At 57.2% G+C, this 26,939-nt stretch carries 29 protein-coding genes; 18 read left to right on the top strand and 11 right to left on the bottom strand.

Features of this window, described 5'->3' with window-relative positions; genetic code table 11:
* Nucleotides 1-3: 3 nt before the first annotated feature.
* From sohB to COA55_RS12330, 3 genes are all read left to right on the top strand, one after another.
* Nucleotides 4-1,056, top strand: a complete 1,053-nt coding sequence (sohB, locus tag COA55_RS12340; protein ID WP_290502422.1) for a protease SohB — start codon at nt 4-6, stop codon at nt 1,054-1,056.
* A 35-nt stretch (nt 1,057-1,091) separates the two neighbouring features.
* Complete coding sequence (locus tag COA55_RS12335) at nt 1,092-2,081, top strand: YhdH/YhfP family quinone oxidoreductase (RefSeq protein WP_063518728.1); 990 nt, start codon at nt 1,092-1,094, stop codon at nt 2,079-2,081.
* A gap of 147 nt (nt 2,082-2,228) precedes the next feature.
* Nucleotides 2,229-3,185: a zinc transporter ZntB gene (locus COA55_RS12330; protein WP_290502421.1), complete on the top strand. Its 957-nt coding sequence runs from the start codon at nt 2,229-2,231 to the stop codon at nt 3,183-3,185.
* Nucleotides 3,186-3,225: 40 nt separating this feature from the next.
* On the opposite strand, the gene COA55_RS12325 is transcribed toward COA55_RS12330, so the two are convergent.
* The 3 genes from COA55_RS12325 to COA55_RS12315 form a co-directional block, all read right to left on the bottom strand.
* Nucleotides 3,226-3,714, bottom strand: a complete 489-nt coding sequence (locus COA55_RS12325; RefSeq protein ID WP_290502420.1) for a DUF934 domain-containing protein — start codon at nt 3,712-3,714, stop codon at nt 3,226-3,228.
* Nucleotides 3,707-5,353 carry a nitrite/sulfite reductase gene (locus tag COA55_RS12320; RefSeq protein WP_290502419.1) on the bottom strand — a complete coding sequence of 549 codons (1,647 nt, stop codon included), beginning with the start codon at nt 5,351-5,353 and terminating at the stop codon, nt 3,707-3,709. Before COA55_RS12320 ends, COA55_RS12325 begins: the two co-directional genes overlap by 8 nt.
* 133 nt (nt 5,354-5,486) lie before the next feature.
* Nucleotides 5,487-5,732 (bottom strand): DUF2970 domain-containing protein, encoded by a 246-nt coding sequence (locus COA55_RS12315; protein ID WP_290502418.1) that lies wholly within the window; start codon nt 5,730-5,732, stop codon nt 5,487-5,489.
* A gap of 264 nt (nt 5,733-5,996) precedes the next feature.
* Between COA55_RS12315 and nfuA the strand changes: the two genes are divergently transcribed.
* A complete protein-coding gene (gene nfuA, locus COA55_RS12310; protein ID WP_063518723.1) occupies nt 5,997-6,593 on the top strand; it encodes a Fe-S biogenesis protein NfuA in 597 nt (198 codons plus the stop codon).
* Between the two features lie 125 nt (nt 6,594-6,718).
* Here the strand turns inward: nfuA and COA55_RS12305 are convergent, their stop codons facing one another.
* Together COA55_RS12305 and COA55_RS12300 are read right to left on the bottom strand one after the other, a co-directional pair.
* Nucleotides 6,719-7,507: a M48 family metallopeptidase gene (locus COA55_RS12305; RefSeq protein WP_290502417.1), complete on the bottom strand. Its 789-nt coding sequence runs from the start codon at nt 7,505-7,507 to the stop codon at nt 6,719-6,721.
* 8 nt (nt 7,508-7,515) lie between these two features.
* Nucleotides 7,516-9,177 carry an AarF/UbiB family protein gene (locus tag COA55_RS12300; RefSeq protein ID WP_290502416.1) on the bottom strand — a complete coding sequence of 554 codons (1,662 nt, stop codon included), beginning with the start codon at nt 9,175-9,177 and terminating at the stop codon, nt 7,516-7,518.
* A gap of 462 nt (nt 9,178-9,639) precedes the next feature.
* Between COA55_RS12300 and COA55_RS12295 the strand changes: the two genes are divergently transcribed.
* Nucleotides 9,640-9,963 (top strand): SET domain-containing protein, encoded by a 324-nt coding sequence (locus tag COA55_RS12295; protein WP_007148468.1) that lies wholly within the window; start codon nt 9,640-9,642, stop codon nt 9,961-9,963.
* A gap of 1 nt (nt 9,964) precedes the next feature.
* On the opposite strand, the gene COA55_RS12290 is transcribed toward COA55_RS12295, so the two are convergent.
* From COA55_RS12290 to COA55_RS12280, 3 genes are read right to left on the bottom strand one after another with little or no spacing between them, the layout of a single operon-like run.
* Nucleotides 9,965-10,654 (bottom strand): pseudouridine synthase, encoded by a 690-nt coding sequence (locus COA55_RS12290; protein WP_290502415.1) that lies wholly within the window; start codon nt 10,652-10,654, stop codon nt 9,965-9,967.
* Nucleotides 10,629-13,028, bottom strand: a complete 2,400-nt coding sequence (gene lon / locus COA55_RS12285) for an endopeptidase La (protein ID WP_290502414.1) — start codon at nt 13,026-13,028, stop codon at nt 10,629-10,631. The genes COA55_RS12290 and lon overlap by 26 nt, the downstream gene beginning before the upstream one ends.
* Nucleotides 13,029-13,082: 54 nt before the next feature.
* A complete protein-coding gene (locus COA55_RS12280) occupies nt 13,083-13,718 on the bottom strand; it encodes a methyltransferase domain-containing protein (protein WP_290502413.1) in 636 nt (211 codons plus the stop codon).
* A gap of 110 nt (nt 13,719-13,828) precedes the next feature.
* Between COA55_RS12280 and COA55_RS12275 the strand changes: the two genes are divergently transcribed.
* A complete protein-coding gene (locus COA55_RS12275; protein ID WP_290502412.1) occupies nt 13,829-15,073 on the top strand; it encodes an AarF/UbiB family protein in 1,245 nt (414 codons plus the stop codon).
* A 24-nt stretch (nt 15,074-15,097) separates the two neighbouring features.
* Here COA55_RS12275 and COA55_RS12270 read toward each other — a convergent pair whose 3' ends face one another.
* Both COA55_RS12270 and COA55_RS12265 read right to left on the bottom strand, forming a co-directional pair.
* The gene (locus COA55_RS12270; RefSeq protein WP_290502411.1) at nt 15,098-16,054 is read right to left on the bottom strand and encodes an alpha/beta fold hydrolase; all 957 of its coding nucleotides are present in this window, start codon (nt 16,052-16,054) and stop codon (nt 15,098-15,100) included.
* A 162-nt stretch (nt 16,055-16,216) separates the two neighbouring features.
* The gene (locus tag COA55_RS12265; protein WP_290502410.1) at nt 16,217-17,062 is read right to left on the bottom strand and encodes an EamA family transporter; all 846 of its coding nucleotides are present in this window, start codon (nt 17,060-17,062) and stop codon (nt 16,217-16,219) included.
* 225 nt (nt 17,063-17,287) lie between these two features.
* Between COA55_RS12265 and thpR the strand changes: the two genes are divergently transcribed.
* The 12 genes from thpR to COA55_RS12205 all read left to right on the top strand — a co-directional run bounded on the left by thpR (nt 17,288) and on the right by COA55_RS12205 (nt 26,642).
* A complete protein-coding gene (thpR, locus tag COA55_RS12260; RefSeq protein ID WP_290502409.1) occupies nt 17,288-17,803 on the top strand; it encodes an RNA 2',3'-cyclic phosphodiesterase in 516 nt (171 codons plus the stop codon).
* A gap of 111 nt (nt 17,804-17,914) precedes the next feature.
* Nucleotides 17,915-18,547 (top strand): YbhB/YbcL family Raf kinase inhibitor-like protein, encoded by a 633-nt coding sequence (locus COA55_RS12255; RefSeq protein WP_290502408.1) that lies wholly within the window; start codon nt 17,915-17,917, stop codon nt 18,545-18,547.
* Nucleotides 18,548-18,891: 344 nt separating this feature from the next.
* Complete coding sequence (locus COA55_RS12250) at nt 18,892-20,259, top strand: site-specific integrase (RefSeq protein WP_290502407.1); 1,368 nt, start codon at nt 18,892-18,894, stop codon at nt 20,257-20,259.
* 114 nt (nt 20,260-20,373) lie between these two features.
* Nucleotides 20,374-21,348 carry a hypothetical protein gene (locus COA55_RS12245; protein WP_290502406.1) on the top strand — a complete coding sequence of 325 codons (975 nt, stop codon included), beginning with the start codon at nt 20,374-20,376 and terminating at the stop codon, nt 21,346-21,348.
* A gap of 52 nt (nt 21,349-21,400) precedes the next feature.
* Nucleotides 21,401-21,661 carry a helix-turn-helix domain-containing protein gene (locus COA55_RS12240; protein ID WP_290502405.1) on the top strand — a complete coding sequence of 87 codons (261 nt, stop codon included), beginning with the start codon at nt 21,401-21,403 and terminating at the stop codon, nt 21,659-21,661.
* Entirely contained in the window at nt 21,661-21,954 is a 294-nt protein-coding gene (locus tag COA55_RS12235; protein ID WP_290502404.1) for a hypothetical protein, read from the top strand. The genes COA55_RS12240 and COA55_RS12235 overlap by 1 nt, the downstream gene beginning before the upstream one ends.
* Complete coding sequence (locus tag COA55_RS12230; RefSeq protein WP_290502403.1) at nt 21,947-22,309, top strand: hypothetical protein; 363 nt, start codon at nt 21,947-21,949, stop codon at nt 22,307-22,309. Before COA55_RS12235 ends, COA55_RS12230 begins: the two co-directional genes overlap by 8 nt.
* A 401-nt stretch (nt 22,310-22,710) precedes the next feature.
* Nucleotides 22,711-22,929, top strand: a complete 219-nt coding sequence (locus COA55_RS12225; protein WP_290502402.1) for a hypothetical protein — start codon at nt 22,711-22,713, stop codon at nt 22,927-22,929.
* Nucleotides 22,926-23,567, top strand: coding sequence for a hypothetical protein (locus COA55_RS12220; protein ID WP_290502401.1), 642 nt, complete (start codon nt 22,926-22,928; stop codon nt 23,565-23,567). The genes COA55_RS12225 and COA55_RS12220 overlap by 4 nt, the downstream gene beginning before the upstream one ends.
* Entirely contained in the window at nt 23,564-23,878 is a 315-nt protein-coding gene (locus tag COA55_RS12215; protein ID WP_290502400.1) for a hypothetical protein, read from the top strand. Before COA55_RS12220 ends, COA55_RS12215 begins: the two co-directional genes overlap by 4 nt.
* Entirely contained in the window at nt 23,875-24,771 is an 897-nt protein-coding gene (locus COA55_RS12210; protein WP_290502399.1) for a toprim domain-containing protein, read from the top strand. Before COA55_RS12215 ends, COA55_RS12210 begins: the two co-directional genes overlap by 4 nt.
* Nucleotides 24,768-26,642, top strand: a complete 1,875-nt coding sequence (locus COA55_RS12205; protein ID WP_290502398.1) for a DUF927 domain-containing protein — start codon at nt 24,768-24,770, stop codon at nt 26,640-26,642. Before COA55_RS12210 ends, COA55_RS12205 begins: the two co-directional genes overlap by 4 nt.
* Here the strand turns inward: COA55_RS12205 and COA55_RS16950 are convergent.
* Nucleotides 26,639-26,893: a pyocin activator PrtN family protein gene (locus COA55_RS16950; protein ID WP_363970487.1), complete on the bottom strand. Its 255-nt coding sequence runs from the start codon at nt 26,891-26,893 to the stop codon at nt 26,639-26,641. The two genes, COA55_RS12205 and COA55_RS16950, sit on opposite strands and share 4 nt — an antisense overlap.
* Nucleotides 26,894-26,939 lie beyond the last annotated feature (46 nt).

Raw genomic sequence — 26,939 nt, 5'->3', positions numbered from 1 at the left:
ACAGTGATCGCGTTTTTAATGGAATACGGCATGTTTCTGGCCAAAGTCGCCACCCTGGTAGTGGCGATTTTGTTTATTTTGGGCGGCATTGCGGCAGCAGCGTCGCGTAACCGGGGCAAGGGCGACCAGGATGGCGAGTTGAAAGTCCGCCATCTCAATGATGAGTTCGATGATCTTAAGGCGTCCCTGGAAGCGGAAATCATTCCGGAGACTCAGCGCAAGAAGGCTGACAAAGCCAAACGCAAACAGGAAAAGCTGGAAGCCAAGCAAAAAAAGAAAGCCGGTACCGAAGACAAGACTCTGCCGCGCCTGTTTGTGCTTGATTTCAACGGCGACGTTCAGGCCAGTGGCGTGGATCACCTTCGCCGTGAAATTACCGCCATTTTGCAGGTCGCCAGCCAGGATGACGAAGTGCTGGTTCGCCTGGAAAGTCCGGGGGGGCTGGTGCACAGCTATGGGCTGGCGTCCTCGCAACTGCGCCGTATCCGTAATCAGGGCATCAAGTTGACCATTGCGGTGGATCAGGTGGCCGCCAGCGGGGGTTATATGATGGCGTGTATTGCTGATCGTATTGTCGCCGCGCCTTTTGCGATTATTGGCTCCATTGGTGTGGTCGCGCAGATTCCGAACTTTCATCGCCTGCTCAAGAAAAATGATATTGATGTGGAGTTGATGACCGCCGGTGAGTACAAGCGCACCATGACCATGCTGGGTGAAAATACAGAGAAAGGCCGGGCCAAGTTCCAGGAAGAGCTGGAAGATACCCATCAGTTGTTTAAAAGCTTCGTGCGCGATAACCGCCGTGGGCTGGACCTGGACAAGGTTGCCACCGGCGAGCACTGGTTCGGTAGCCAGGCAAAGGAGCTGGGTCTTGTTGATGAAATCATGACCAGCGATGAGCTGTTACAACTTCGCAAAGACAGCCAGACTCTCTACCAGGTCGAGTGGGAAGCGAAGCGCAAGCTGGGCGAGAGGCTGGGATTCTCGCTGGAAGCAACGTTGCATCGGGTGCTGGAAAAATTCTGGCACCGCGGTAGCCAGCGCCAGATCCATTAATTTTATTTATGCCGAGCACCGCAGAGGAGTGGCCCATGAGTTTTCAGGCATTACAAACCCGCGAAACGGATACCGGCTATACCAACTCGCTGGTAGAGCGTGAACTGAGTGAACTGGGTGAAGGCGGTGTATTGGTACGAGTTCAGTGGTCATCCCTGAACTATAAGGACGCGCTGTCGGCCACCGGCAACAAGGGCGTCACCCGCAAGTTTCCCCACACGCCGGGTATTGATGCCGTGGGTGTGGTTGAAGAGGCCAGTGATGGCCCGTTCAGCGTGGGCGATGCAGTGATTTGCACCGGCTATGATCTGGGCATGAACACCGATGGTGGCTATGCGGAATATATCCGCGTGCCTGCGGAATGGTTGGTGCCACTACCGGATGGCCTGGCGCCTCGTGATGCCATGCTCTTGGGTACCGCAGGCTTGACTGCGGCACTGAGTGTGGAATCGCTACTCGACACGGGTGTTAACCCGGATCAGGGTCCGGTGCTGGTGACTGGCGCTACTGGTGGCGTAGGCAGTGTCTGCGTGGCGATTCTGGCCAAGCTGGGGTTTGAGGTGGTCGCCGTCAGCGGTAAAACGGATGTCAGTGAATGGCTGGCGGCTCTTGGCGCCGCGCGGATTATTGACCGTGAGGCGTTTCTGGAAAGCGCGGTCAAGCCGATGGCTAAAGAGCAATGGGCTGGTGCGGTGGATTGCGTCGGTGGTGAGATGCTTGCTGCTGCCCTCAAGGGGCTCAAGTATGGTGGCAGTGCGACATGCTGCGGGCTGGCTGGATCACCCAAACTGGAGATGACGGTATTTCCGTTCATTCTGCGTGGCGTCAACTTGCTGGGGGTGGATAGTGTTGAGTTGCCCTGCGAGATCAAACAGCAAATGTGGCAGCTACTGGCTGATGAGTGGATGCCGAGAGAGCTTGCGCTGCTGGAGGCTGCAGAAACGGATCTTGCTGGTGTGACCGATTGGATAGATCGTATTCTGGCAGGCGGGGTTCGCGGGCGAGTTGTAGTGAAACTGCCATGACAATAGCAGGCCTCCGAGCTTAAACAGAGCTGGCAAAAGGTAAAAAGCGCGGTTTATCCGCGCTTTTTTATTTGTGCACTTTTGTCAGCTAAAGCATGCTGTTTAGGGTAGCAGGATGTGATGCAGTTTTGAGTGTAAAGGACGCTTATGAACGAGTCTCACTGGTTGAAAATAGCTCTAACCCTGGATGGGCAGGGCGGGGCTAGTGCGTTTGATGCGCAGGTGCCGTTAACCGAAACCTCTCCATATTGGGTGCACCTGGATTATACCCAGCCGCAGAGTCAGCAGTGGCTTGAGCGGCAATCCATTCCGCCGGTGGTGATTTCGGCGCTCACCGCCATGGAAACGCGGCCTCGTGCCACGGAGGTGGCGGGTGGTCTGCTGGTGTATCTGCGCGGGGTGAACCTCCATCCTGGAGCGCGCCCTGAAGACATGATTGCTCTGCGATTGTGGGTCGGCCCCCAAGGCATGATCAGCACCCAGAAACGGACATTGCTGTCGCTGGTGACGGTGCAAGAAGAGCTGGATGCTGGTGAGGGCGCTGTCGGTATCCCGGGCTTGGTCGCACGGCTTGTGGATCAGCTGATCTGGCGAATGGAAGACGTGATCGAAAATCTGGAATCCGAGGTGGAGGACTGTGCATTGTCCATTGAGGAGACGCCGACCATTAGTCTGACTCCACGTCTCAGCCAGATTCGTCGTCGCTCTATTACGTTGCGACGTTTTTTTGCGCCGCAGCGTGAAGCGTTGGCCCGGTTGCAGAACGAAACCATGTTCACCGGTGGCGATGCCTTGTTGCTTCGTGAGGCCGGTGATCGCTTGCAGCGTCTGCTGGAAGATCTGGATGCGGCCCGTGAGCATGCCACCTTGTTGCAGGAGGAGGTTTTCTCGGTACAAAACGAAGCTATCAACGACCGCATGTATCTACTGGCGATGATCTCGGCGTTGTTTCTCCCGTTGGGTTTTCTTACCGGGCTGTTCGGGATCAATGTGGGAGGCCTGCCAGGTGTTGAAGATCCTGCGGGGTTCTGGTGGTTTATGGCGGGAATTGGTGTAGTCAGTGTGGGGGTACTGGTATGGATGCGAAAACGCCGCTGGCTTTAATGCGACAGCGGCGTTTTCCCGGAACGAAGGCTTTTGAAGACTAGCCGCGCCGATAGAGAGGGCGCGGTTCGTTCACGTCACCCTGGTAGGTCACGCTGAAGTCGTTCAGGCCTTCAAGTGCTTCTTCGATGCTGCGATCTTCACGCACTTCAAACGCGTTGAAGCCGCAACGGGTCATGTAGAAAAGCTGGTCACGGAGTACGTCACCGGTGGCTCTCACTTCACCTTTAAAGCCGTAGCGGGTACGGAGCTCCCGAGCGTAGGAATAGCCGCGGCCGTCCTTGAATGCCGGGAAATGGATGGCGACCAAGGGCAGGGCGGCCAGGTCGTCTTCCAGATCTTTCGGTTCTTCGCCCGGCGCCAGCCACACGGCCACATCACCACGACTGAGCAGCGCATCACGGTTCGCCTGCCAGTAGGCCAGCGGCACAATGATGTTGCCGGTGGGTAGCTCGCCTTCCAGCGTGTCACCTTCAAGGCGTTGCCACTGGTTATCCACGATGGCGCCATCAATGATTACCTTACCCATAGATGCGCTCCTTGAACGGGTCCATGCCAATACGCTCGTAGGTGTCGATAAACGGCTCATTCTCGAGGCGTTTTTCCACATAGAACTTGATGATTTTTTCTACCACATCGGTGATTTCTTCGGACTCGAAAGACGGGCCCATTTTCTCGCCCACACGGGACAGCTTGTCGCCGCGGCCGCCCAGCGTGACCTGGTAGAATTCCTTGCCTTTCTTGTCGACACCCAGGATGCCGATGTGGCCGATATGGTGGTGACCACAGGCATTCATGCAGCCGGAAATGTTCAGGTCCAACGGGCCCAGATCGTGGACATAGTCCATGTCGTCGAAACGGCGTTGAATGGATTCAGCAACAGGGATGGATTTTGCGTTTGCCAGCGCACACAGATCGCCACCAGGGCAGGCCACGATGTCGGTGAGCAGGCCCAGGTTCGGTGTGGCAAAACCCAGTGCATCCAGCGCTTTCCATAGATCATACAAGTCGTTGGCGGCCACGTCGGACAGCACCATGTTCTGTTGGTGGCTGTTGCGAAGCTCGCCAAAGCTGTATTTGTCAGCCAGATCGGCCACGGCCTCCAGCTGCTCGTCACTGATATCACCAGGGACGCGGCCGGTACGCTTGAGTGTCAGCGTAACGGCACGATAACCGGCCTGCTTGTGGGCACGGGTATTGGTGTGGAACCAGCGGCTAAAGGCCTTGTCTTCGACCAGCTTGGCATCCAGTGCGGCCGTATCGACGCTTTGGTAATCCGGGGCGGTGAAGCAGCCCTTGATGCGCGCCACTTCTTCCGCAGTCAGGGTCATCTCGCCGCCTTTCAGTTCGGCGAATTCCTGTTCCACCAGTTCGCGGTATTTCTCCGCGCCCAGGGCTTTCACCAAAATCTTGATGCGAGCCTTGTACTTGTTGTCGCGGTTACCGTACTTGTTGTAAACCCGCAAAATAGACTCAAGGTAAGCCAGCAGGTCCTGCCACGGCACAAATTCACCGATTATGGCACCGGTCATGGGGGTGCGGCCCAGGCCACCGCCAGCCCATACCTGGAAGCCGGTTTCGCCGTTGGCACCGTGGACCAGCTGCACACCGATATCGTGCACGCCGATCAAGGCCGGATCGGCGTCGGGTACGGCGTTCACGGCAATCTTGAATTTACGCGGCAGGTAGGCGAATTCCGGATTGAAGGTGGACCACTGGCGGATGATTTCGCACCAGGGGCGCGGGTCTTCAATCTCTTTGGGATTAACGCCTGCGAATTCGTCGGTGGTGATATTACGGATGCAGTTGCCACTGGTTTGAATGGCATGCATTTGTACGTCGGCCAGTTCCGCCAGAATATCCGGCACTTCTTCAACGGAAGGCCAGTTCAACTGAATGTTCTGGCGGGTGCTGACATGGCAGAAACCCTTGTCGTAGGTCCGCACGATGTGCGCCAGACGACGCAGTTGGCGACTTGCCAACAGGCCATAAGGAACGGAAATACGCAGCATGGGCGCATAACGCTGAATGTAGAGGCCATTCTGCAGGCGAAGTGCCAGAAACTCGTCTTCGCTGAGCTCATTGGCGAGAAAACGGCGGGTCTGATCGCGATACTGCGCCACCCGCTCCTCCAGCAACCGTTGATCGTATTCCTGATAGACGTACATGGGACTGTATCACCGTCCTTAAATGCTTAAAATTCAATAGGTAAGCGTCGCTCCCGGAGGGAGCAGAGCGGCACTCTAGCAAAGCGCCCTTATAGTGAAAAGAAATATCTTGGCATATCTCTATTACGTAGGGCTATTTAGCTGCGGCATCCAGCACCAGATTCACGGTCACCACCATGCCGATCACCAGTGCCAATACCATCACCACATACACGCCGATAAAGTTGCCCGCATCGCCCTTGGTAAAGTCGCGTTCCCGGTTTTTACTGCTTTGCACGCCGAGAAGGCCGGCCAGAATGCTGTGAATCGTCTGCCAGAGTGTGGGCTTGCCGTCATCGGGCTCGTGAGCCTGATCCTGTGAGGGGTGTTGGTCTGACATGGGTAATCCTGTGTTTTGGCTGAAGGCTAAACGTTGGATGCCGGCCGCGTATAACAAACACGCGTCACCGGGGGGCGTATTGTACCCCTGCGAGCGGCCTGGCGACAGCATCATGCAGGCGGACTTGAATTGAGTGTGTGGTGTCGCCATTGCAACTGGTGAGTACCTGACTAAAATAGTCAGGAAATGAGGCCGGCGTCCACCGCCGCTTTTACCTCTTACGCTGTTTATTGCGTATGGGTTCATTCATACCGACCAGGAATCATGATGGCAGAGCAGTTGATCGACATTACCGAAACCGCCCAGGATTACTTGCGTGACTTGCTGAGCAAGCAGGATCAGGCCGAGATTGGTGTGCGTATCTTTGTCGAGCGCCCAGGCACCCCGCATGCGGAATGCTGTATGGCATATTGCCCGGAGGGCGAACAGGAAGAAAGTGATGTTCGCTATGACTATGAAGGATTTCATGCCTGGATCGAGGGTAAGAGCGTTCGCTATCTGGAAGACGCGGTTATCGACTACAAGAAAGACAGCATGGGAGGCCAGCTGACGTTCCGTGCACCCAAGTCCCGCGTGCCGGATATCAGCGAAGATGCCACCATCGAAGAAAAGATCAACTACGTACTGTACGCCGAGATTAACCCGAACCTGGCGGCCCACGGTGGCAGTGTGCAGCTGCTGGAACTGACCGAGGACAACGTGGCCGTGCTGGAATTCGGCGGCGGCTGCCAGGGCTGTTCTGTGGTGGATGTGACGCTGCGCGACGGGGTAGAGAAAACCCTGCAGGAGCGGATTCCAGAGCTGGCCGGTGTGCGGGACAAGACGGACCACTCGGTGACGGACAACGCGTATTACAGCTAACCGCTATGAGCTTCTAGTATCTAGCTTCTAGAAAAGCAAAAAACGCAGCCTTGGGCTGCGTTTTTTGCTTTTATGGATCTTGTTTTTTTACTCGTTGCTGGCAGCTCGCCGTTCGCAGCTATTCTTTACCCACACTGCGGGTTACGGCCTGCGGCTTTCGCCTGGTTATACAGCGGCATAACCTCCGGGATGCGTGCCTGCAGCCCATTGATACGGGTGCTATTGGACGGGTGAGTGGACATGAATTCAGGCGGCTCGTTGCCGTTGGCCGCGTTCATGTTCTGCCACAGAGATACACTCTGACGCGGATCAAAGCCGGCCTGTGCCATCAGTTGCAGGCCTATGATATCGGCCTCGGCTTCATGTTTGCGGCTGAAAGGCAGTGCCAGCCCATATTCGGCGCCAACGCCAAGCGCGGCCAATACGCCTTGTTTGGTGGCGCTGTCCTCTCCCGCAAGCGCGCCAAGTACCTGCATGCCGCTCTGGGTGGCGTATTGAAGTGACATGCGCTCATTGGAATGTTGTGCCTGCACATGGCCGATTTCATGGCCAATCACTGTGGCGAGCTGACTCTGGTTGTTGGCCACTTTCAGCAAACCCGTGTTCACTCCGATCTTACCGCCTGGCAGGGCAAACGCATTGGCGCTGTCGTCCTGGAAGAGGTTGACTTCCCATTGCTGGGAGCCATCCAGGGTGGCAGTGATCGCCGTGGTCACACAGCGGACATAAGCCGTCTGCTGCTGGCTGCTGCTCAGCGGTTTTTCATTTTTCATCTGGGAATAGGCGGTGACACCCATTTCATCCATCTGGTCCGCGGGCAGCAACAGAAACTGCTGGCGACCCAGTGGAGAGGTGGCACAGGCGGCGAGGCTGCCAGCAAGCACGCCAAGGGTGAGAAATTTACGCAACGTCATTGTCTATTTTACTCCCATTCCCGAAGGAAACGTCGGGACACGAACATTAGCCAGCCAGCCCAGCCGGCACTTGAGAGAAAGATAATAAAGCCAAACACCGAGATTCCCCAAGGGGCAGGGGGCACCCGGCCGCTCAACATGATGGCGCCGGCCAGTAATCCACCGGTTACCAGCAGGGTTTGGACCTGTCTGTACTGACCGCGTTCAATCCGTGTGATCAGCCGTTCCAGATGACGAGGATCAATGCCTGCCTCACCGGGAGCGGCCTGGCCCGGTACGGGGGGCGGCGCATAGACCTTGTCGACCACATCGAGCGCTCGCAGGCTCAGGCTCTTTGCCAGGCGAACTGGGGAATAGCGTGTGCGGATCATTCGTTTGAGTAGCGGCTCGGCCTCACTCATCAGGTCGAATTGCGGGTTCAGTAGTCGGCCAAAACCTTCCAGGGTAATGATGGCCTTGATAAACAGCGCAATATCGCTGGGCAATACCAGGTTGTGATTGCGTACCAGCGCGGTGATGTCATTGAGCAGGGCGGTGATATCCAGCTGGGAAATGGACACGCCGTGGTACTGGCTAATCACGTCTTCCACGTCGGACACAAGCTGGTCGAACTTGATGGGTTGCCCGTCGGACCAGCCAGACAGTACACCGGCGCATTGCTCGGCCTCACGCAGCACCACGGCGCGGGTAATCTGCAGAATCTGCTCGCGGCGGCTGTGGCTGAGTTTGCCGACCATGCCGAAATCCAGCATGGCAATGCGGTTTCCCGACATGATGATAAAGTTGCCGGGGTGCGGATCGGCATGGAAAAAGCCGTCCTCCAGAGCCATTTTCCAGGCGGCCAGAGCACCTCGGCGTGCGATTAATTCCCGGTCCAGCCCGGCGTCATCGAGCCGCTCCACGGCTTTTGCCGGAATGCCTTCGATATGCTGCTGCACCTGCACGGTAGGAGATGAAAGGTCCCAATATACTTTGGGAATCTGCAGCCACTTGAACTGTCGCAGGTTCTTACGGATACGGTCTGCGTTGCGCGCTTCAATGGTGAAATCCAGTTCCCGGGTGAGCGACCGCTTGAATTCGCGCACCAGTTCTACAGGCCGGTAGCGCCGTAATTCAACGGAATTGTCGGCGGCCAGTTTGGCCAGCTGGTCGAGTAAACGCAGGTCCGAATCAATTTTGTCACGGATGCCCGGTTTCTGAACTTTCAACACCACTTTCTGACCACGGCGAGTCAGTGCGCTATGCACCTGGCCGATGGAAGCCACACCGATCGGCTCCGGATCAATGCGGGCAAAGAGGCTGTCGACAGGTTTTCCCAGCGAGGCCTCAATGTCAGCCTTGAGCGAATCGAATGGTGCCGCCTGGGCCTGGTCCTGCAGCTTCTCGAATTCGGCAATCCAGTCCATGGGGAACATGTCCACGCGGGTTGCCAGCACCTGACCAAGCTTGACGAAGGTGGGGCCCATTTCCTCCATGGCATGGCGCAGGCGTTCTGCTGTGCGCATGCGCAGCATGTCCGGCTTCATGCTACTGCGAACCAGTTTGCCTGCATGCTCGACCGGGGTGGAAAGCCCCAGCCGCCGAATCACGTCTGCAAACCCGTATTTGAGCAGGATTGCCGCCAGTTCATTCATGCGCAGTAGATCTTTGCCTGTGTGCAAAAGGTTCACAACATTGTCCCTGTAGGCTGGGCTGTGTTGCCCGTTCGAAGGCGTTGTCGCAAGGTTGCAACAAGTGGCCGGTAAAACGACTGCTGGGCCGTTAAGGGGCCTTAACCGGCTATTAACAGCATTATCGGTTTTCTGGCAAGATGCCATGGTAATCACTGCAAGGGAACCTCTGAATAACTCCTTGCATGCTCAGTCTTTCAGGCTGGCTCGCAATCTAGGCGCGATTTTGAAGGTGTCCCCTAACTGGGATCGAGATATGTCCATCCATCGAAAAAACGCAACGACGAGTGCGGGCCAGCCTGGAAGACCCGGAGGGCGTGGCCTGAAGCGCACATCTGCTGCGCCTTGCCTTTAGGAAAGGGAGCCACCCTGTCCGTCAAGACAAGACTCAACAGCTGCACGCTTCAGGCCACGCTGAGTACGCAAGGAGTTATTCAGAGGTTCCCAAGGTAAAGCGCAAACATGTCTGAACACTATTTACGCGATGATCTGGTTGAAGTCCGCAACAGTGAGGTCCACGGCCGGGGGCTTTTTGCCAGCCGGGATATCGCCCGCAATACCGAATTGGGGCAGTGCAAGGTTAAGCCTGCAAAGGGTAGCGGCCCTTATGTGTTGTGGCTGGATGATGAGGGCGAGGAGCGCTATCGGGTGTTGTGCGATTTACGTTTCATCAATCATAACAAGCGCGCCAATGTTGCCTATTACGATGATTTGACGGTGGTGGCGCTGAAGAAAATCAAGGCCGGTGACGAGCTGTTTCACGATTACGGTGAAGAGTGGACCTGAACTAGAATGGGCAGGGGGAAGTGAATTCCTGCCACAGCCCTGTGACAGGGTGGTTGAACGCGAGCCATTCGGCGTGCAGCAGCAGGCGCGGGCTGAGGGCTTCGATTTTGGCGGGGGCATACATGTCGCAGCCGATGATCGGATGGCCAAGCTCGCGACAATGAATGCGCAGCTGGTGACTGCGGCCAGTGACGGGGCTGAGCAGCAAGCGGGTCCGGTTGCCGGGAATGTCCCGCTCCAGCACCCGGTAGTGAGTTAAGGCATTTTTACCGGTTTCGTGGCAGACCTTCTGCAAGGGGCGGTTTGGCCAGTCCGCAATCAACGGCAGGTCGATACTGCCGCTGTCGTGCTCCACAAGACCATGTACAACGGCCTGATAGCGTTTTTGCACCGTGCGAAGCTGGAATAGCCGGCTCAGTCTGCTTTGCGCCTGGGCGGTGAGAGCAAACACCATGATCCCCGAGGTATCCAGGTCCAAACGATGTACCAGGCGAATGTCTGCATACTGAGCCTGCAAGCGGCGGACCGCGCAATCCTTGTTCTCCGGCGCACGGCCAGGAACGCTTAACAGGTATGCGGGTTTGTTGATCAGCAGGATATGCGCATCCCGGTACACCGTTCCCACGCGCTCGTGGCACAGGGGGACAATGTAGTAGGACGCATTGTCAGCCCCAGAGGATGTGGAAGACATCGCTGTACTGCTCGGCAAAGTGGACGGTGAGTCCCTGTTTCAGGTAGTCGGGCAGTTCATCAAAATCCCGGCGACAGGCTTCCGGAAGAATCACTTCCTTGATCCCCACGCGGCGTGCCGCAATGACTTTTTCGCGGATGCCGCCAACCGCCAATATTTGACCGGTGAGGGTCAGCTCCCCGGTCATGGCAACCTTGCGCGGTACCCGTTTTTTCATCAGCAACGAGAGCAGGGCGGTGGCCATGGTGACGCCGGCACTGGGCCCATCTTTGGGCGTAGCCCCTTCAGGTACATGCAGGTGCAGGAAGGCCTCATCGAGCTGCGCCGAATCCAGGGAAAACTGCGCCAGATTACTCGCCACGTAACTGTAGGCGATCTCGGCGGATTCTTTCATCACGTCGCCCAGTTGCCCGGTCAGCTTGAATCCCCGTTGCTTGCTGTGTACCTGATTGGCTTCAATGGACAAGGTGGCGCCGCCCATGGATGTCCATGCAAGTCCGGTAACCACGCCCACGCCGCGTTGGGTTTTCTCTGTCTGGAAATACGGTTGGCCGAGGAAATCGGTCAGGTTCTTGCCGGAGATGCTGAGCTTCTTCTCGCCAGCCAACAGTTTTACTGCGGCTTTGCGGATGATCTTGTTGAGCTGTTTTTCCAGGTTCCGCACCCCGGCTTCTCTAGCATAGCCTTCCACCACATGACGCAGGGCGCTGTCGCTGATGCGCAGCTGCCCGGGTTTGACGCCGGCCCGTTCCAGGGAGCGGGGCCACAGATGTTGCCGGGCAATGGCGACCTTTTCTTCGGTGATATAACCCGACAGGCGGATCACTTCCATGCGGTCGAGCAGGGGGCCGGGAATGCTGTCCAGGGTGTTGGCCGTGCAGATGAACAAGGCGTGGCTCAGGTCCAGGCGTTCATCCAGATAGTGATCCAGGAAATCCTGGTTTTGCTCCGGGTCGAGTACTTCCAGCAGCGCGGAAGCCGGGTCGCCCTGAAACGATTGGCCCAGCTTGTCGACTTCATCAAGCATGATCACCGGGTTGCTGGTGCCGGTTTCTTTCAGCGCCTGGACCAGTTTGCCGGGCATGGCGCCGATGTAGGTGCGCCGATGCCCCTTGATTTCCGCCTCGTCACGCATGCCGCCCAGACTGAAGCGGTAGAACTGGCGATCCAGGGCATCGGCGATGGATTTGCCAATGCTGGTTTTGCCCACCCCGGGCGGACCCACCAGCAGAATGATGGAGCCCTTCACTTCACCCCGCAGGGCCCCCACGGCGAGGAACTCGATGATGCGGTCTTTCACATCATCCAGCCCGCTGTGGTGTGCGCCGAGCACTGTTTGGGCATGGCCCAGGTCCAGATTGTCATCGCTGTACTGGCCCCAGGGCACGCTGGTCAGCCAGTCGAGGTAATTACGGGTCACCCCGTATTCTGGCGAGCCGGTTTCCAGCACGGACAGTTTCTGTAATTCATCGTCGAAGCGTTTTTGTACCGGCTCGGGAGGGGCGAGGGCTTGCATGCGTTCACGAAAGGAGTCCGCTTCGGCGGTTTTATCGTCCTTGCTCAGGCCCAGTTCCCGCTGGATGATTTTCAGTTGTTCGCGGAGAAAGAATTCGCGCTGATGCTGGCTGACCTTCTCGTTAACCTCATCGGAAATTTCGCTTTGCAGCCGGGCAACCTCAAGCTCCTTTTTTACCAGCGTGAGGACTTTTTCCATGCGCGGCTTGAGCGGCACGGTTTCCAGAATGGTTTGTAGCTCCACTCCATTGGCACTGGTCAGGGCGGCGGCAAAATCGGTAAGCGGCGAGGGCTCGCTTGGCGAAAAATTCTGCAGGTAGTGGCGCAACCCTTCGTTGTACAGCGGGTTGAGCGGCAGTAGTTCCTTGATGGTGTTGATGATCGCCATCCCGTAAGCTCGGATGGTTTCATCGGCTTCGGCGCGGGGTTCCGGGTAGCTCACATCCGCCATGAACGGATGTTTTCGACTCAACCAGCTGTTGATGCGAAAGCGTGCGGTGCCCTGGGCTACCAGTTGAAACTGGTCGTTTTCCTCGTTGAGGGCATGGACTTTTACCAGGCAGCCGAACTCGGGAAAATCCTCGGCGGTCACTGAGTCCGGGTTCTTTTCGCCCACATACACCAGCCCCAGGGACTGGTGCGGGGTCTGGCTGACGCGCTCAAGGGTTTGTTGCCAGCGTTCTTTTTCCAGCATGACCGGTTGCACCAGCCCCGGCATAAAAGGGCGGTGTTTGACCGGAATCAGGTAAATGCGCTGTGGCGGGGTGTGCTCCGGTACAGTGAGGCTGCCGGACTGTTGCCCTGCACTGTCTGAGGGGCGTTTGTCGCTATGCTGATGGGCGCTATCGTTGTCGGTCATAATCCTGTCACTTCCATGGTCCGTGGAAAGAACATGGTGGCGAGGCGGGAAAATTCAATTGTCGATGATTAACAGATCCGCGCACAGGGCCTTCGGGGTTTTGGTACGGCGTTCGACCACGCGGCTGTTCAGCTTGCCTGCTTCGCATTTTTCCGCCAGTGCATAGAACGGAGAACGGCCCGGGTCGGCAATGATGATCTGTTTGACGCCAGCACGCAGGCTGCGACGAATCAGGTTATATAGCACTGGCGTCAGTTCATCCCAGAAGCAGATGTCCGCCCCTGCAACGATATCCACATCCGCCAGTCTGGCTTGTGTTAGCTTCTCGAAACGGGCTTGCAGCGGCGTCACGTCCACCTTGTTGATGCTGGCATGCAAATCCAGGTAGGGGTACACATCCGGGTCGGCATCCACTGCGGTTACCCGGCAGCCAAAGCGTTTTGCCGTGAAAATTGACAGTGGCCCCCACCCGCAACCGATATCCATCAGGTGCTGATCCGCAGACAGCTTCCTTTTGGTCAGATGGTCCATGATCAGGTAACTGGAATTCCACACCTTGTTGCCGTGAATTGATGGCGTGTGGTTGGCCCGTTTCAGTCGCCGTACTTCCTTGTGGCCGGAACGCAGCAGGGTAATGCCGCGAGTGCGAATGGTATGGGGTTCTCCAGCACGTATAACTGTTCCTGACATAATCGCTCACCAGCGGCAAAGTTTGGGAACAGTACGGTCAAGCCCCCTGTGATTCAAGTATGAAATCACAGGCATAATGCAGGAATGGCAATACAAGTGACAAAAACAGAATGATCAGGAAAAGCATCGTGGGCCTGGGTGGGCTGGCTGCAGGGCGATCGCGGTACATTCGTGCTGTTGCTGCGGTGACCAGAATTGGGGCGGTATATGCGTCCGGGCTACGTAGTGGGGACCGTGTTGCCTGTCATCGTCGCGGCGCGGAGATTCTGGTCGCGTTGTGCCGTCGCAATGGGGCTTTCTGGGTCAAGGCTGCCCAGTTTTTCAGCTGCCGTCCTGATGTGCTGCCGCTGGAATACATTGAAGCGTTTCAGCAATTGCAGAATGATGCCCAGCCTGTGCCTTTTCCATTGATCGAGAAAGCCTTGCGACGTTCCTGGGGCAGGGACTGGCGTGAGCGGTTTGCCTGGTTCAATGAAACGCCGGTGGCGGTGGCGTCCATCGCCCAGGTACACCAGGCACAGCTACAGGATGGCCGGGAGGTCGCCGTCAAGGTGCGTTTGCCTGGTGTGAAGAAAGTCTTTGAGCAGGATGCCAAAGTTTTCCAGGCAGTGGCGGCGCTGGTGGCGCCCACCTTCCGTGAGTTTGATCTGCAGCAGGCCATTGAGCAGCTACTGACCATGACGGCCATGGAGCTGGATTTCCGTAACGAAGCCGCGAATACCTCGCGTTTTTCCCGCCAGCCCCATCACAAGCGCATTCGCATCCCGGATATCATCGAGGGTTTATGCGGTGAATCGGTGCTGGTGACCAGCTGGGAAGGCGGGCAGCGACTGCGCAATTACCTGGATACTCACCCGGAAAAAGCCCAGGACCTGCTGGGAGTGTTGCTGACCAGCTATCTTCAGCAGGTCACACGCTTTGGCGTTTACCAGGCGGACCCGCACCCGGGTAACTTTCTGGTGAATGATAACGGACAGGTGGTGATTCTGGATTACGGCGCTATTGGTGTGCTCACGGCGGATGAGGTGCGGCGTTACTCCCGCCTGCTATATGGATTGATGGGCTTTGAGGGGCCGGTGGATATCGGTGAGCTTTTTGTTCAGGCCGGGTTCAAGGGTGGCAGCCCGGAAACCCTGAAGGAGTTGGCATTGTATGTGCTGACCGATCGCCTCAGTGAACAGGGGCCAATAGCTGCCATGGGCGAATTGATGAGCCGCTTTCGGGAAGAGCGCATCAGCATTCCCGATTCCTATATCGGCATTTCCCGGGTGCTGATAACGCTGGGAGGCTTTCTGATGAGCTATCAGGTCCCGTTTGACTGGACTCCGCCGGAGCAACGAGTCGGCGGAGCTTGATCAGTCTTGGGTTTCAGGCGCGTTTCAGGGGCGCGCTTCGCGCCAGAAGGCACGGAAGGCATCGGCGCTTTTACCGGGCGCTTCTGCCATGGGAACATGGCCAATGCCATCAAGAATCACCGCTCGGGATTGCGGTAATTCCTCGAGAAAGGCGTCTACATTATCGACTCCAAGCAAGCGATCTTCGCGACCCCATAGCACCAGGGTTGGTGTTTGAATAGCGGGCAGCACGTTTTTGTCTTCGAGCACCATGCCTGGGTCGTCCATCAGATCTTGCCATATTTTTTCAGCCACATCGGCGTTCTCCGCTTTCTTTTGCCCCATGATGTCGATAAAGAATCCGGGCATGTAAGGCGGTTCTTCCATGGCCCACTTCAGGGTGGTCTGGAATTGTTCCGCCTTGTGTGGAATCAGCGGGTTGCTTTCGCTTTTGGCGAGAACATTTTTGAATTCCCTGGTCTGGCGAGTCAGCCCGGCCGAGTCCACCAGGCCCATGGAAAGCACACGCTCCGGGGCCTGTTGCGCAATGGCCAGGGAAATGGCGCCACCCATGGAGTTGCCCGCCACATGGAATTGCTGGATGTCGAGAGCATCCATCAGCGTTAGCAGGCGGGAGGCCTGGGCTGCCATGGTGTAATCCAGATTGAGTGTGCGGGTGGTTTCGCCATGGCCTGGCAGGTCCGGGATGACAAAAAAGAAGTCACCTTCCAGTTCGTTGGCAAAGCGAATCCAGTTACTGGAATCGGCGCTGAACCCATGAATCAGTAGTACGGTTTCCTTGTCGGAGATGTTTTCACTATTTTGTTCACTGACAAGCAGGTGCCACTCGATGCCGTCCGCCGTTGTCAGGGTCCGGTCTTCCAGGCCGGCGCGGCTTTTCTCCATGCTCAGGCCATTATCATAGGCCCAGCGTGCTGCGTCTTCGCAGCCATTCAAAAAGAAAGTACACAGAATAAAAAGAAACAGGTGCTTCGGTTTCATGCCGAACTCTCCGTTGTATGGCGTCACCTTCAAGGCTCTTTTCGTTTCCCCTGTGTGGGGAAGCGAAAAGGAGACTGCCTTGCCCAAGCTGGGCCAAGCATAGGGGATATGCAGCGAAAATAGCCTTCTGAATGGGCCATTTTTCGAATCTGAGCGGGTTTCCTAACGGGACTTGAGATTCCAGATTCCTGCGGCCACGATCAACAGGGTGCCGATGATGGTGGTCAGCACCAGGGTTTCCCCCCAGAACATCCAGCCAAGCAACGCAGCCCAGATCACGGAGGAGTAATTGTAGACACCGACCTGGCCGGGCCGGGCAATCTGGTAGGCGGTGGTCATGGCGTACTGTCCGCCGGTGGCCACCAGGCCGATGGCGAGAAGCCAGAGGTAATCGGTACCCGCAGGCAGGGTGGTGGCCCATAGTAAAGGCAGAGACGAAAACAGTGTGGCAAAGAGCGCAAAGTAGAACACTACCCGCTGGGCGGGCTCGGAAACCGCCATGCGTCGGATGCTGACTTTGGCAATGCTCATGATGGCCGCGCCGGCCAGGGCTACCCACATCACCGGGTCAATGTGACCCTGGCCGGCGCGCATAATGATGGCAACGCCGATAAAGCCGGCGATGATGGCCAGCCAGGTATGTAATCCAATCCGTTCACTGAGCCATAGCCAGGCGATGATGGGCAGGAAAAACGGCACCGTCATTTTGACCAGTACCGCCTCTGCCAAGGCAATATGCCCAATGGCGTAAAAGAAACAAAACATGGCACTGACGCCGGTAAAAGCTCGGATCAGGTGCAGATGCACAAAGCGGGTTCGCAGCTGCCCAAAGCCGCCGCGAGTGGCGATAATCGGTAGCAGGAACATCAGTCCGAAAAGGTTACGGGCAAACACGATGACCTCGGTGTCGAGGTGATCAGACAGGTGCTTGATCATGGCAGCCATTACCGCCAGCAGGCCTTCCCCGAGTATCAGCAGCAAGGCACCCTTTAGTGGTTGATCTTTCATTGGGCGGCGTCCGCGGGTGAAGGTGTGAAGGGGCTGAAGAGAAAACGGTCAGACTGTTCGGCACGCAGAGCGTGTCTGTTGTCATGTTCGCATCGTGGCCGAGCTGATAGCCTGAGCTGCGAGGCTCTAATCCGAATACGTTCAGGGTTCCGGCCAGCCGGGGCGGCATTCTACCGCTGTCCCTGTCGGGACGCCATGCCATCGACTGGGAGGTCAAGAGGACACATGCGCTGTTTTATCGGGATTCCGGTCACTGACGCATTGGCAGACCAGTGTGTGACATTGTCCCACAGCATGGGCCGTGCGACCCCCATAGCCAACCTGCACCTGACACTGGCGTTTCTGGGGGAGCAGACCCAATCGGCGTTGAGCCAGCTGCATGGCCCGCTGACAGCGCTCGCTGGCGAGAATCCACCGTTTCAGCAGTTACTCAACCGTTGTGAGCCTTTTCCCCGGGAACAGGGCCCTTTTATGGCGCTGACCGGTGCCGCGTGCCCGGCGCTCAAGCAGCTACACCATGACCTTTGGTTGTGTCTTCAGGGCTACGGTTTCTCGCCGGAGGAGCGGCCGTTTCGTCCCCATATTACGCTGGCCAAACCGGGGCCGACGCAGACGCCTTTCAAGGCCATTGGAGACTGGGTGTTACCCGTCAATACGTTGATGTTGTACCGCAGTGAGTTGGGCGAGCCGTTTCCGAGCTATGAGCCGCTGGCGCAGTTTCCCCTGATGGCGGGTGATTAGCCGGTTAATGGCCTGGGGTGCTATGCGTTCGGCATCCAGTAACTTGAATTCCCCGTTATTACCCGCATGCCTGATAGAGTATGCATGCAGTGCAACAAGGAGAGCTTACCGATGCAGTTACTTAGCAACAGCCTCACCGACCAGGCCCCGATTCCGGAAAAATTTGCCTTTGCGGTGATCGACCCGGATACCCATGTATCCCTGTCGAGCAACATCAACCCGCATCTGGCCTGGAAGGGAGCCCCGGAAGGGACGCGCTCCTTTGCGGTGGTGTGCCTGGACCCGGACGCGCCCAGTGCGGCCGATGATGTGAACCAGGAAGACCGGGAAGTGCCGGCCAGCCTGCCGCGGGTCGATTTTTATCACTGGACGTTGTTCAACATTCCTGCGGACCAGAGTGAAATTCGCGAAGGCAGCCATTGCGACAGCGTCACCCCGAAAGGCAAACGCGGCCCGGCGGCACCGGACGGGCAGCGCCATGGGCTTAATGACTACACGGGCTGGTTTGCGGGTGACGCAGACATGGAAGGCCAGTACTTCGGTTACGACGGCCCTTGTCCGCCGTGGAATGACAGCACCGTGCACCGCTATATCTTTACGGTCTATGCACTGGATGTGGAAACCCTGCCGGACGGCAAGGATCTGAGCGGTGCAGCGCTGGCTGAACAGATCAAGTCGCATGCACTGGATCAGGCCAGTCTGACGGTGAGCTATACGTTGAATCCACGTTTGGCTGAAGGGTGACATGCCGGATTAATGAGCAGGGCAGGATGGGGTTTTACCGGTTTCGCCTTGCAATGCCCTGAATGGGCCAGAAACGAAAAAGGCCGCTTTCGCGGCCTTTTTACTGCCCCCTTATTTCAGGGGCTTATCTGGTCGGAGTAGCAGGATTCGAACCTGCGACCCCTACGTCCCGAACGTGTAGAAGGGGAAAATCTACAGAATCCGCCAGCAACAATAACCCACAATAAATACAAGCTAAAACAGTGTGTTGTGTTGGTTTTCCGTGTTTCTCTCCGTTTCCGGTAGTTGCTAGATAGGGCGTTTTGTTGGACCCTATTTGGACCCTAGAAACGGAGTCGCCCAAAATGCAGCAAAAAATCACTGCCAGAAGCGCGGCCAAATTCCTTGCTGATGACCCCAAGCCGGGAGCCGAGTTACACGATACGGATTTGCCAGGCTTCCACCTTCGAGCCGGTAGCCGTGGTGCGTCTTTTCGAGTCCGGTACCGTAATGATGCTGGCCAGCGTAGAGCGTTCACTGTTGGGCGCTATGGTGCGGTGACGGCTGAGCAAGCGAGGCAGGAAGCAAGAGCCCGGTTGGGTGAGGTAGCTGCGGGGCGAGACCCCAGCGCCATGCGGGAGGCTGCAAAGCTGGATGCTCGCCGGCAACAGGCCCAGACCCTTGGCGCATACCTTGAGGGTCCCTATGGTGCCTACCTGGCTCGCCGTAAGTCCGGGGACCAGACAAAGCGGATGATTAAGGGCCACTTCGGCCAGTGGCTGTCCCGGCCAATGCAGAGCCTGAAGAAATCAGAGCTGCTGGCATGGCAGGCTGATAAAGAGGCTGACGGCCTGCAGTATCCCACCATAAGCAGAGCATGGGACGCGCTTCGCGCCATGCTCAACCATGCGGCCAGTGATGGCCTGATTGATGCCAACCCCTTGGCCGGCGTGAAGCTGCAGAAACCCGCACTCACTGAGCAAGAGCTGGCTTCTGCGGGAACGGCGCGCCGGTACCTGCTCGATGAAGAGTTGTCTTTGCTGTTCAAAGGGCTTGAGGGGTACCAGAAGAAGAAGCGAGAGCAACGGCGCAACAGTCGCGCCCATGGCCGCGCTTACCTGGCGGATCTGGATGCCGTGCCCTATGCGGACCATGTGGCCCCTTGGGTGCTGGCCATGTTCTATACCGGCTTTCGCCCGGGGGATCTGTTCGGGCTGCGCTGGGAGCATGTGAACCTGCGATTCAAGACTATCCGCAAGGTGATAGAGAAAACTGCCCACCACAACCAACAGCCAACCTTGTTCCCTATTTCATCTGCCCTGGCCAAGGTGCTGGCGGACTGGTGGAAGCAATGCGGCAAGCCTGGGGAGGGCTATGTATTCCCGTCAGAGCGTACCGGAGGCCGGCTGGACAAGTCGGCAATGCGCAAACCGTGGGCGGCAATCAAGAAAGCGGGGGGCTTGCCTGATGCGCTGGCGCTGAACTCCCTTCGCCACAACTTTGCTTCCCGCTTGGTGATGGATGGCGTGGACTTGCTGACGGTCTCCAAGCTGATGGGGCATACCGATATCCAGACCACAATTCAGCACTATGCTCACCTGCAACCCAACCGGGCAAGGGACGTGGTTGATGCCTTTGCGTCCGCCAGCACCCCGGTTGCTGAATCCTCAGACCCGGATTTTTCAGCGGTCTCACCGGTCTCACCGGTCTCAGCTGATGCGAATGGCAGTTAAGTCATAGGGTTAGCGTGGATTCGTGTGTGACCACATGAAGAAATAGCACTGGTCTCAACTGGTCACAGGATTAGTGCTGTGTGTTTCTCTGTAGGGATTGGCTAGAATTTGCGCATGAGTAAAGACTTGTTTGTCCTTCCTGAAGAGCCCTGTAACGAATACTTCTCTCCTGAGTATTATCACGGGGAGTTTGCTCATTGGTATGCGGTCCATGGCCTGCCTAGGGAGGTCCGTGCCGGTTTGGAGAAACTGGTTAAGGGCTGGCCGTTTAGTCTGGCGCAGAGCTTGATTGTTGATGTGGCCTATTCCGTTTGGTCGGCACAGCTACAGGAACCGGTCGATGATTTAATCTTCCCAGGCCAAGATCGGGGGGAATACTGGACAGGTTACAGAGAGGCGGTTGAGAAGGTATTAGACTACTTGGCTCCGTCGCTTGAGAACGGCTCCCCTGCTTTAGGTCGTGCGCTCAAAAACTTAGATATCGCCGGTACTCCAATAGCTGAGAATTTGCATCCTGACTATGCTCTGCATGTTGCGCCATCTTTCTTTGTGAGTGCTCTTGATGAGCTTTGGCGCTATGCAAAGGATGGGGAAGAGCATACTTCTCAGGTGAACTTTAAGCGAAAACCATTCGGTTGCGTCGAGTTTGTGGCCGGCGGAAATACAGCCTTGCCTCCTAGCGTTGAGACCCTGCTGGCTTATGATCTTGAGTTACGATTCAGGGTGTACACGGCAAGGCTTGCGAATACCGCTAACTTTACTGAAGAGCCCGTCGGAACAGTTGTTACCTACGGTATGACAATGCCGAGTGATGGACGGCCCTGTAGGGGGTTGGTCTCACTTATCATCAACGACTGTTTGAGCGATGAAGGTGGTTGGAATGCTGATCGTGTCAAGGATAGGTTGCGGGACTTCACGGACAAAGTTATCTGGTACCCGTGGCCTACAATGCGACGACCGCTTGGGATGCTAGGCCGAAAAGGCAACTGGTTTTATGAACCGAGAGGGACCGGGCTTAGTGATGCTCAGCGCGAAATTGGGGGTATTTCTGCGTTTAAATTGAAAATCACACCCCCGCGAAATCAGTAGGTGTTAATGCGCTAATTCCTCGTGACCAAGACGGATGCATGAGGAAATACCGATGACGCTACTAACCGCTAATGCTATTGGCCGTGACGGCCTTCCCCAGCGCCTGAGCGAGGCTCAGGCATCCCATTACCTTGGCTTTGCCCAGGCCACTCTTCGCAAGAGCCGTGCTACTGGTGAGCTGGGTGGCGTTCCCGCTCCAAAGTATCTCAAGCTGGGGCGGCGTGTCTTCTACCCCCTGGCGGAACTGGATGCCTGGCTGAGTCAGTTTGACCCGGTGTCCAATACGGCTCAGGCCGCACAGGGGGGCAAGTAATGTCCGCCAGCAACCACAGCAAGACGGGTAGCAAGCTGTATCGGCTCGATGTGGCCGGCGTGTTTGCGGTCTCCCGCTATGTGTATGCCGATAGTGAAACTGAAGCCCTGGCCAAGGTTCAGGCCGCGCCAAAGGAATGGGAGCAAATAGAGAGCTTTGTACCAGGCTCACTGGTTTACCGTGAGGCATCATTCGTAACAGCAGGCAGTGAGGAAGAAGAGGATCTTCGAAGCCGTAAGCTTCGGCTTATGGGTAAATTTCGGCTTGAGCTGGGGGATCGCTGCCATGATTGATCGTGATTACTTCAGCAGGCTGATCCCACCGGAGGACCCGGAGAAAATCGCCCGGATTCTGCATGCGTTGGCGACCCGTGACGGCTTGCACCGCTTCGAGGCTATGCGCCTGCATGACACCGCCTTGAATTCAACGGTATCCACTCTGCGCAATCACTACGGGGTAAGGATCGACGGGGAGCCCATCACCGTAGCGGCCTACCGCGGCAAGGGCTCTCGCCTAGTGCGCTACTCCATTGACTTCGAGAGAGACCAGCGCAATGCAGAGAAGGTGCTGGCTCTGCTGAGCCAGTGGGGCTACCGGGACCCGTCCGCACCACCACCGCCAGCACCAGAGACCCCTCTGGCTGCTTAATCCGAGAAACGTCCCTCTGTCCATGGCGCGGGCTGTATAGCCCCTGCAGGGGCAGGGGGAGAGGAGTTGTCTCCATGCTTTCACGCAATGAATGCAGGGTTCTGGCGGATCGGATAAGCGCAAGAGCCGTTGCCTTGCTGCCCTGGCCGCGATACAGTTTCTTTGCTGCGGCAAAATCCGTGGCCGACCTTGGCCGGTCGAATTCACAAAGGCGCACAAGCGCCCACCGTCTAGCAGGCGCTTTTTTTGTGTCTGCTACTCAGCGTTATGGTGGCTGTGCGTGGGACACCTTCGGGTGTGCCGGTTCCCTTTGTGACCGGTCGGCCAACCCGCGTACAGTCGCCCCCATTCGTTGCTTGGCCGCAACCGGGGACGGCTCCAAACACAAAGGAGCAATACCCATGAAACCTACCCGTATTCCGTCTGCGCTTCGTGCCCGTGCGCACCGTGCCATGGCCTTGGCCGCACTGCGTAGCGATACCAGTCTGAGCAACCGCCTGCGCCGCTATAACCACCACATGGAAAAGGCTCGCAGCCTGCAGGCCCATGCCTCCCGTGCTGAAGCCGTCGCCTCACAATGCCCTGTACAGGTACCCACTGTACAAGGGGGTGTGGCATGAACCGCTTTGATGTAGTCAGCCACCACTATGACACCGTGACCCTTGGGGTTGAGAAGCTGGAAGAGCTTGAGGCTCTGTGTCGCACCCTGTGGATGCGTGAAAAAGGGCGTGAGCCTACTGACCCTCACCGGGTGGCGTTGATGCGTTGTGCCTTCAGCCAGGCTGGCCAGTGGTGCCAGATTTTCCAGAGGGATGCCCTGAAGCTGGCGGACCTGGTTGAGCTATGCCGCACTCAAAACAATGTCTGCGGCCCCGCTATTGCTGAGGAGGTAGGTGAGCACAAGAACAGTGTTGATCTGCTGATTGAGGTTTGCAGCCAAATACAGGCCTTGTGCTCTGAGCTGGTGAGTGACAAGCCTGATGCGGTGGTTGTCCGCTTGGCTTTTGATGTGGCAGAGGATGCGCTGTGTGACTTTGAATCCATTGAGTCTGAGGTGTCACGGCTTCTTGATGCCCCCAAGGGGGAAAGTGAGCCTGTAGCACCGCAAGCGGCCAGCCCGATACGTGCCCTGGTTGATCGTGTTGCCTGCCTATACAGCGGCAAGGCGTTGCCTAATGACCCTACAGAGCTGCGTATTACTGGCCATGATGTGTACCTGGCGCAACAGGCTCAGGCAGAGCTAGGGGGTGGCGTATGACGGCCCCTTACGTTGTGCCCGGTTGGGTGGATCTGTTGGTGGCTTTGGATAAGGCCCCGCCCACTGACAAGGAATCACTGGGGCGGATCTGCGATGCGGCGGATATGTCATTGGGTAATCTGCAGCTGGGTGTTTCTGCTATCGGTGAACTGCTGGTCGCTGCGTCTGCCTCACCTGAGGAAGTGGACCCCGGCACCTTGGCAAAAGCGGGTTGGTTGCTGGCGGATCTTGGCCGGCTGACCATGCTGCTTGGGGAGTTGGCTGTTGATGCTGACCATAGGCGGCGATTAGCCGGGGAGGGTGGACCGTGACACCCCTTCCGAATTACTCCGATGTGGTTGCCGCCTTTCGGGTGGCAGTCGAGTCCCTGAATGGCCCAATACCGGGTGAGCTACATGCTGACGGCCAGTTGCACCGGTTCCGCACAGAACAGGACAAGAGAGGCCACCAGAGCGGCTGGTATGTGCTTTTTCTCGATGGTGTGCCGTCCGGCTCCTATGGCAACTGGAAAACCGGCGTACAGGAATCGTGGTGCTCTGTGGACCGTTCCACGCTGTCAGCTGAAGAACGTGCCGCCATGGCTGAGAGGGTCCGCCAGCAACAGGTTCAGGCCCGAAAAGAGCGTGAAGAGAGGCAGGCTCTGGTTGCCATGAAGGTAAAGACCTGGTGGCACTGGGCCAACCCTGCGGACCCTTGCCATGCTTACCTGCAGGCAAAGCAAGTTGAGCCCTATGGCCTGCGGCAGGACAAGCATGACGGCGCGTTACTGATTCCCCTGGTTGATGGTGAATCGCTGGTGAATCTGCAGCGCATTTATCCAGACGGGAAAAAGCGGTTTGTTGCTGGCGGACGTATTACCGGCTGCTATAGCGCACTGGGGGGCGCTGATGGCCCGTTGTATGTGTGCGAGGGCTGGGCCACCGGGGCAACGATTCATGCCCTCACGGGCGCTGCTGTGGCCTGTGCGATGAATTGCGGCAACCTGCGGCCCGTGGCCGAGTCACTACGCAAGCGCCATGTGGACAGACTGCTGATCATTGCCGGCGACAATGACCGGTTCACTGATGGAAACCCCGGCAAGAGTGCCGCTATCGAGGCCGCGAAAGCGGTAGGCGGTGAATGGATGGTGCCGGACTTCCCTGATGGGCTACCTGGCACCGATTACAACGATAGGTACTTGCTGGAATTGGAGGGGCGCTTGTGAAGAAAACAACGGCTGACAGCCTGAAACCAACGGGTAAGCCCCAGTCCGCCAGCACCAACGGCAGAAAGAAACCGGGCAACAGCAAGAGCAAGGAAGAGGGTGCCCGTTATCGTGTCGATCAGAGCGGGGTGTGGTGGTTTGATGCTAACCCCAAGGTGTCTCTCTGGAAACGGCTCTGTGACTGGCTAGAGGTGGTTGCCCAGTCCCGTACTGATGCCGGCAGGGAATGGGGGGCTCTGGTCCGCTTCAAGGATCGAGACGGCGTGGACCGAGAATGGAATATCCCCTATGAGCTGTTTGGCTCTGATGGCGGTACCGAAGTCGTTAAGAAGTTGTTGAGCATGGGGCTCAAGATCGAGTCAGACCGATATGTGAGAAGGCCGCTTATTGAGTACCTGATGGGCTCTGATGTGTCTTCCCGGGTAACTCTGGTTAACAAGATGGGGTGGCACGGCAATGCCTTCATGCTCCCTGACAGGGTGCTTGGTACACCGGCTGAGCCATTGCATTACTACTCTGATGCGCCCTCTGTGTGTCGTATGGCTGAGAAGGGGGAGCTGGCGGACTGGCAAGAGAAGGTGGCCAGCATGGCCAAGGGGAATGACCTGGTTATGTTCGCCATTAGTGCGGCCTTTGCTGCGCCCCTGCTGGATCTGATCGGGGCGGAAACCTGCGGCTTTCACTTTGTGGGGGATTCGTCATTGGGCAAGAGCACTTTGCTCAAGGTTGCGGCGTCGGTCTATGGCGGTCCGGCAGAGTATCCGCGCACCTGGCGAGCAACAGACAATGCCCTTGAGGCCACGGCGGCGGCTCACTCTGATTGCCTGCTGATTCTGGATGAAATCGGCCAGTGTGACCCGCGCATTATTGGCGAGACGGTCTACATGCTGGGCAATGGGCAAGGTAAGGCCCGGGCCAATGACCGGGGCGGTGCCCGTGATATTCAGCACCGTTGGCGAGTGGTGTTTCTCTCCTCAGGTGAACGCACCTTGCTGGACCATATGACCGACGCCGGGAAAAAGCCCCAAGCGGGGATGGAGATGCGGTTGCTCACTGTGCCGGCATGCCTCCATGAGAATGAACAGGACCGCAAACGGTTGGGGATCTACCAGACGGACCACAACTATAACGGCGGTGCTGCGCTTTCTGATCATCTTAATAGCACCGTGGCTGAGTTACACGGTACCGCCTTCCCTGCATTCCTGCAGGCCCTGCTAGAGCCCTCGCGCTTTGCGTCTGTTGCTGAGCGAATCAGGACTATCCGGCTGCGTTTCATGGCTGATTGCCTGACGGATAAGGCAAGCGGACAGGCCCGAAGGGCTGCGGACAAGTTCTCTCTGGTGGCTGCTGCGGGTGAATTAGCCACAGAGTGGGGCGTGACTAGCTGGGAGCCGGGAGAGGCGCTCGGCGCGGCGGTGAGCTGCTTTGTTGCCTGGCTCCATCGCCGTGGTGGTGAAGGTAGCCATGAAGAGCGGGAAATCATTGATGCCGTGCGCTACCTGCTGGAGGTTTACGGGGAGAGCCGGTTTACCCGGTGGGATAGCGAGGACTCCCGTATTGATGATCATGCGCCCCGTACCATGGAGCGGTGGGGCTTTCGGCGGACCCTTGAGCAAAACAGCCAGTTGGATGGCAAGTCTACGGAGAGCTTGTTCTATGTTTTCCCGGGCGCGTTTAAGGAATCCTTTGCAAAGGGGCATGACCCCAAGCGAGTGGCTAGGGTGCTGGCGGATCTTGGGGCGCTTGAGTGCGATGGTGAGCGTTTGCAGGGCAGGGCGCGTTTACCGGGCATGGGCATGAAGCAAACCCGCTGCTACATCATCAAGGCTGCCGCTCTATATCCTGATGCCCAGGCCAAACAGGCGGCCTAGCGGTTCAAGGCGTTCCATTCGCTTCTGGCTGCCTCTCGTTGCTGGTCCAAGTGCTTGGCAAAATCATGGGCACTTACCAGCCACGGGGCTTTCTGGCTGCTTATGGCTTTATGTACAGGGAAGGGCAGAGCCTGGCTTGCTGCGCGGCGGCGAGCTTGGGCTGGGCTTAGACCAAGGTATTTAGCCGCAATATCATCCAGAGGAATTATGCCTGTCTCAAATTCGGCCAATAATAGGAAGAGTGTATTCATGGTTCTTTGTTGTGGCTCTGTGTGGTTGCCCGTGGCTTATTGTGTA

It is taken from the genome of Alcanivorax sp. (assembly GCF_002733835.1).
GTDB lineage: Bacteria > Pseudomonadota > Gammaproteobacteria > Pseudomonadales > Alcanivoracaceae > Alcanivorax.
The sequence above is the reverse complement of the archived record's forward strand: the minus strand, read 5'-3'. Positions and strand labels throughout refer to the sequence as shown.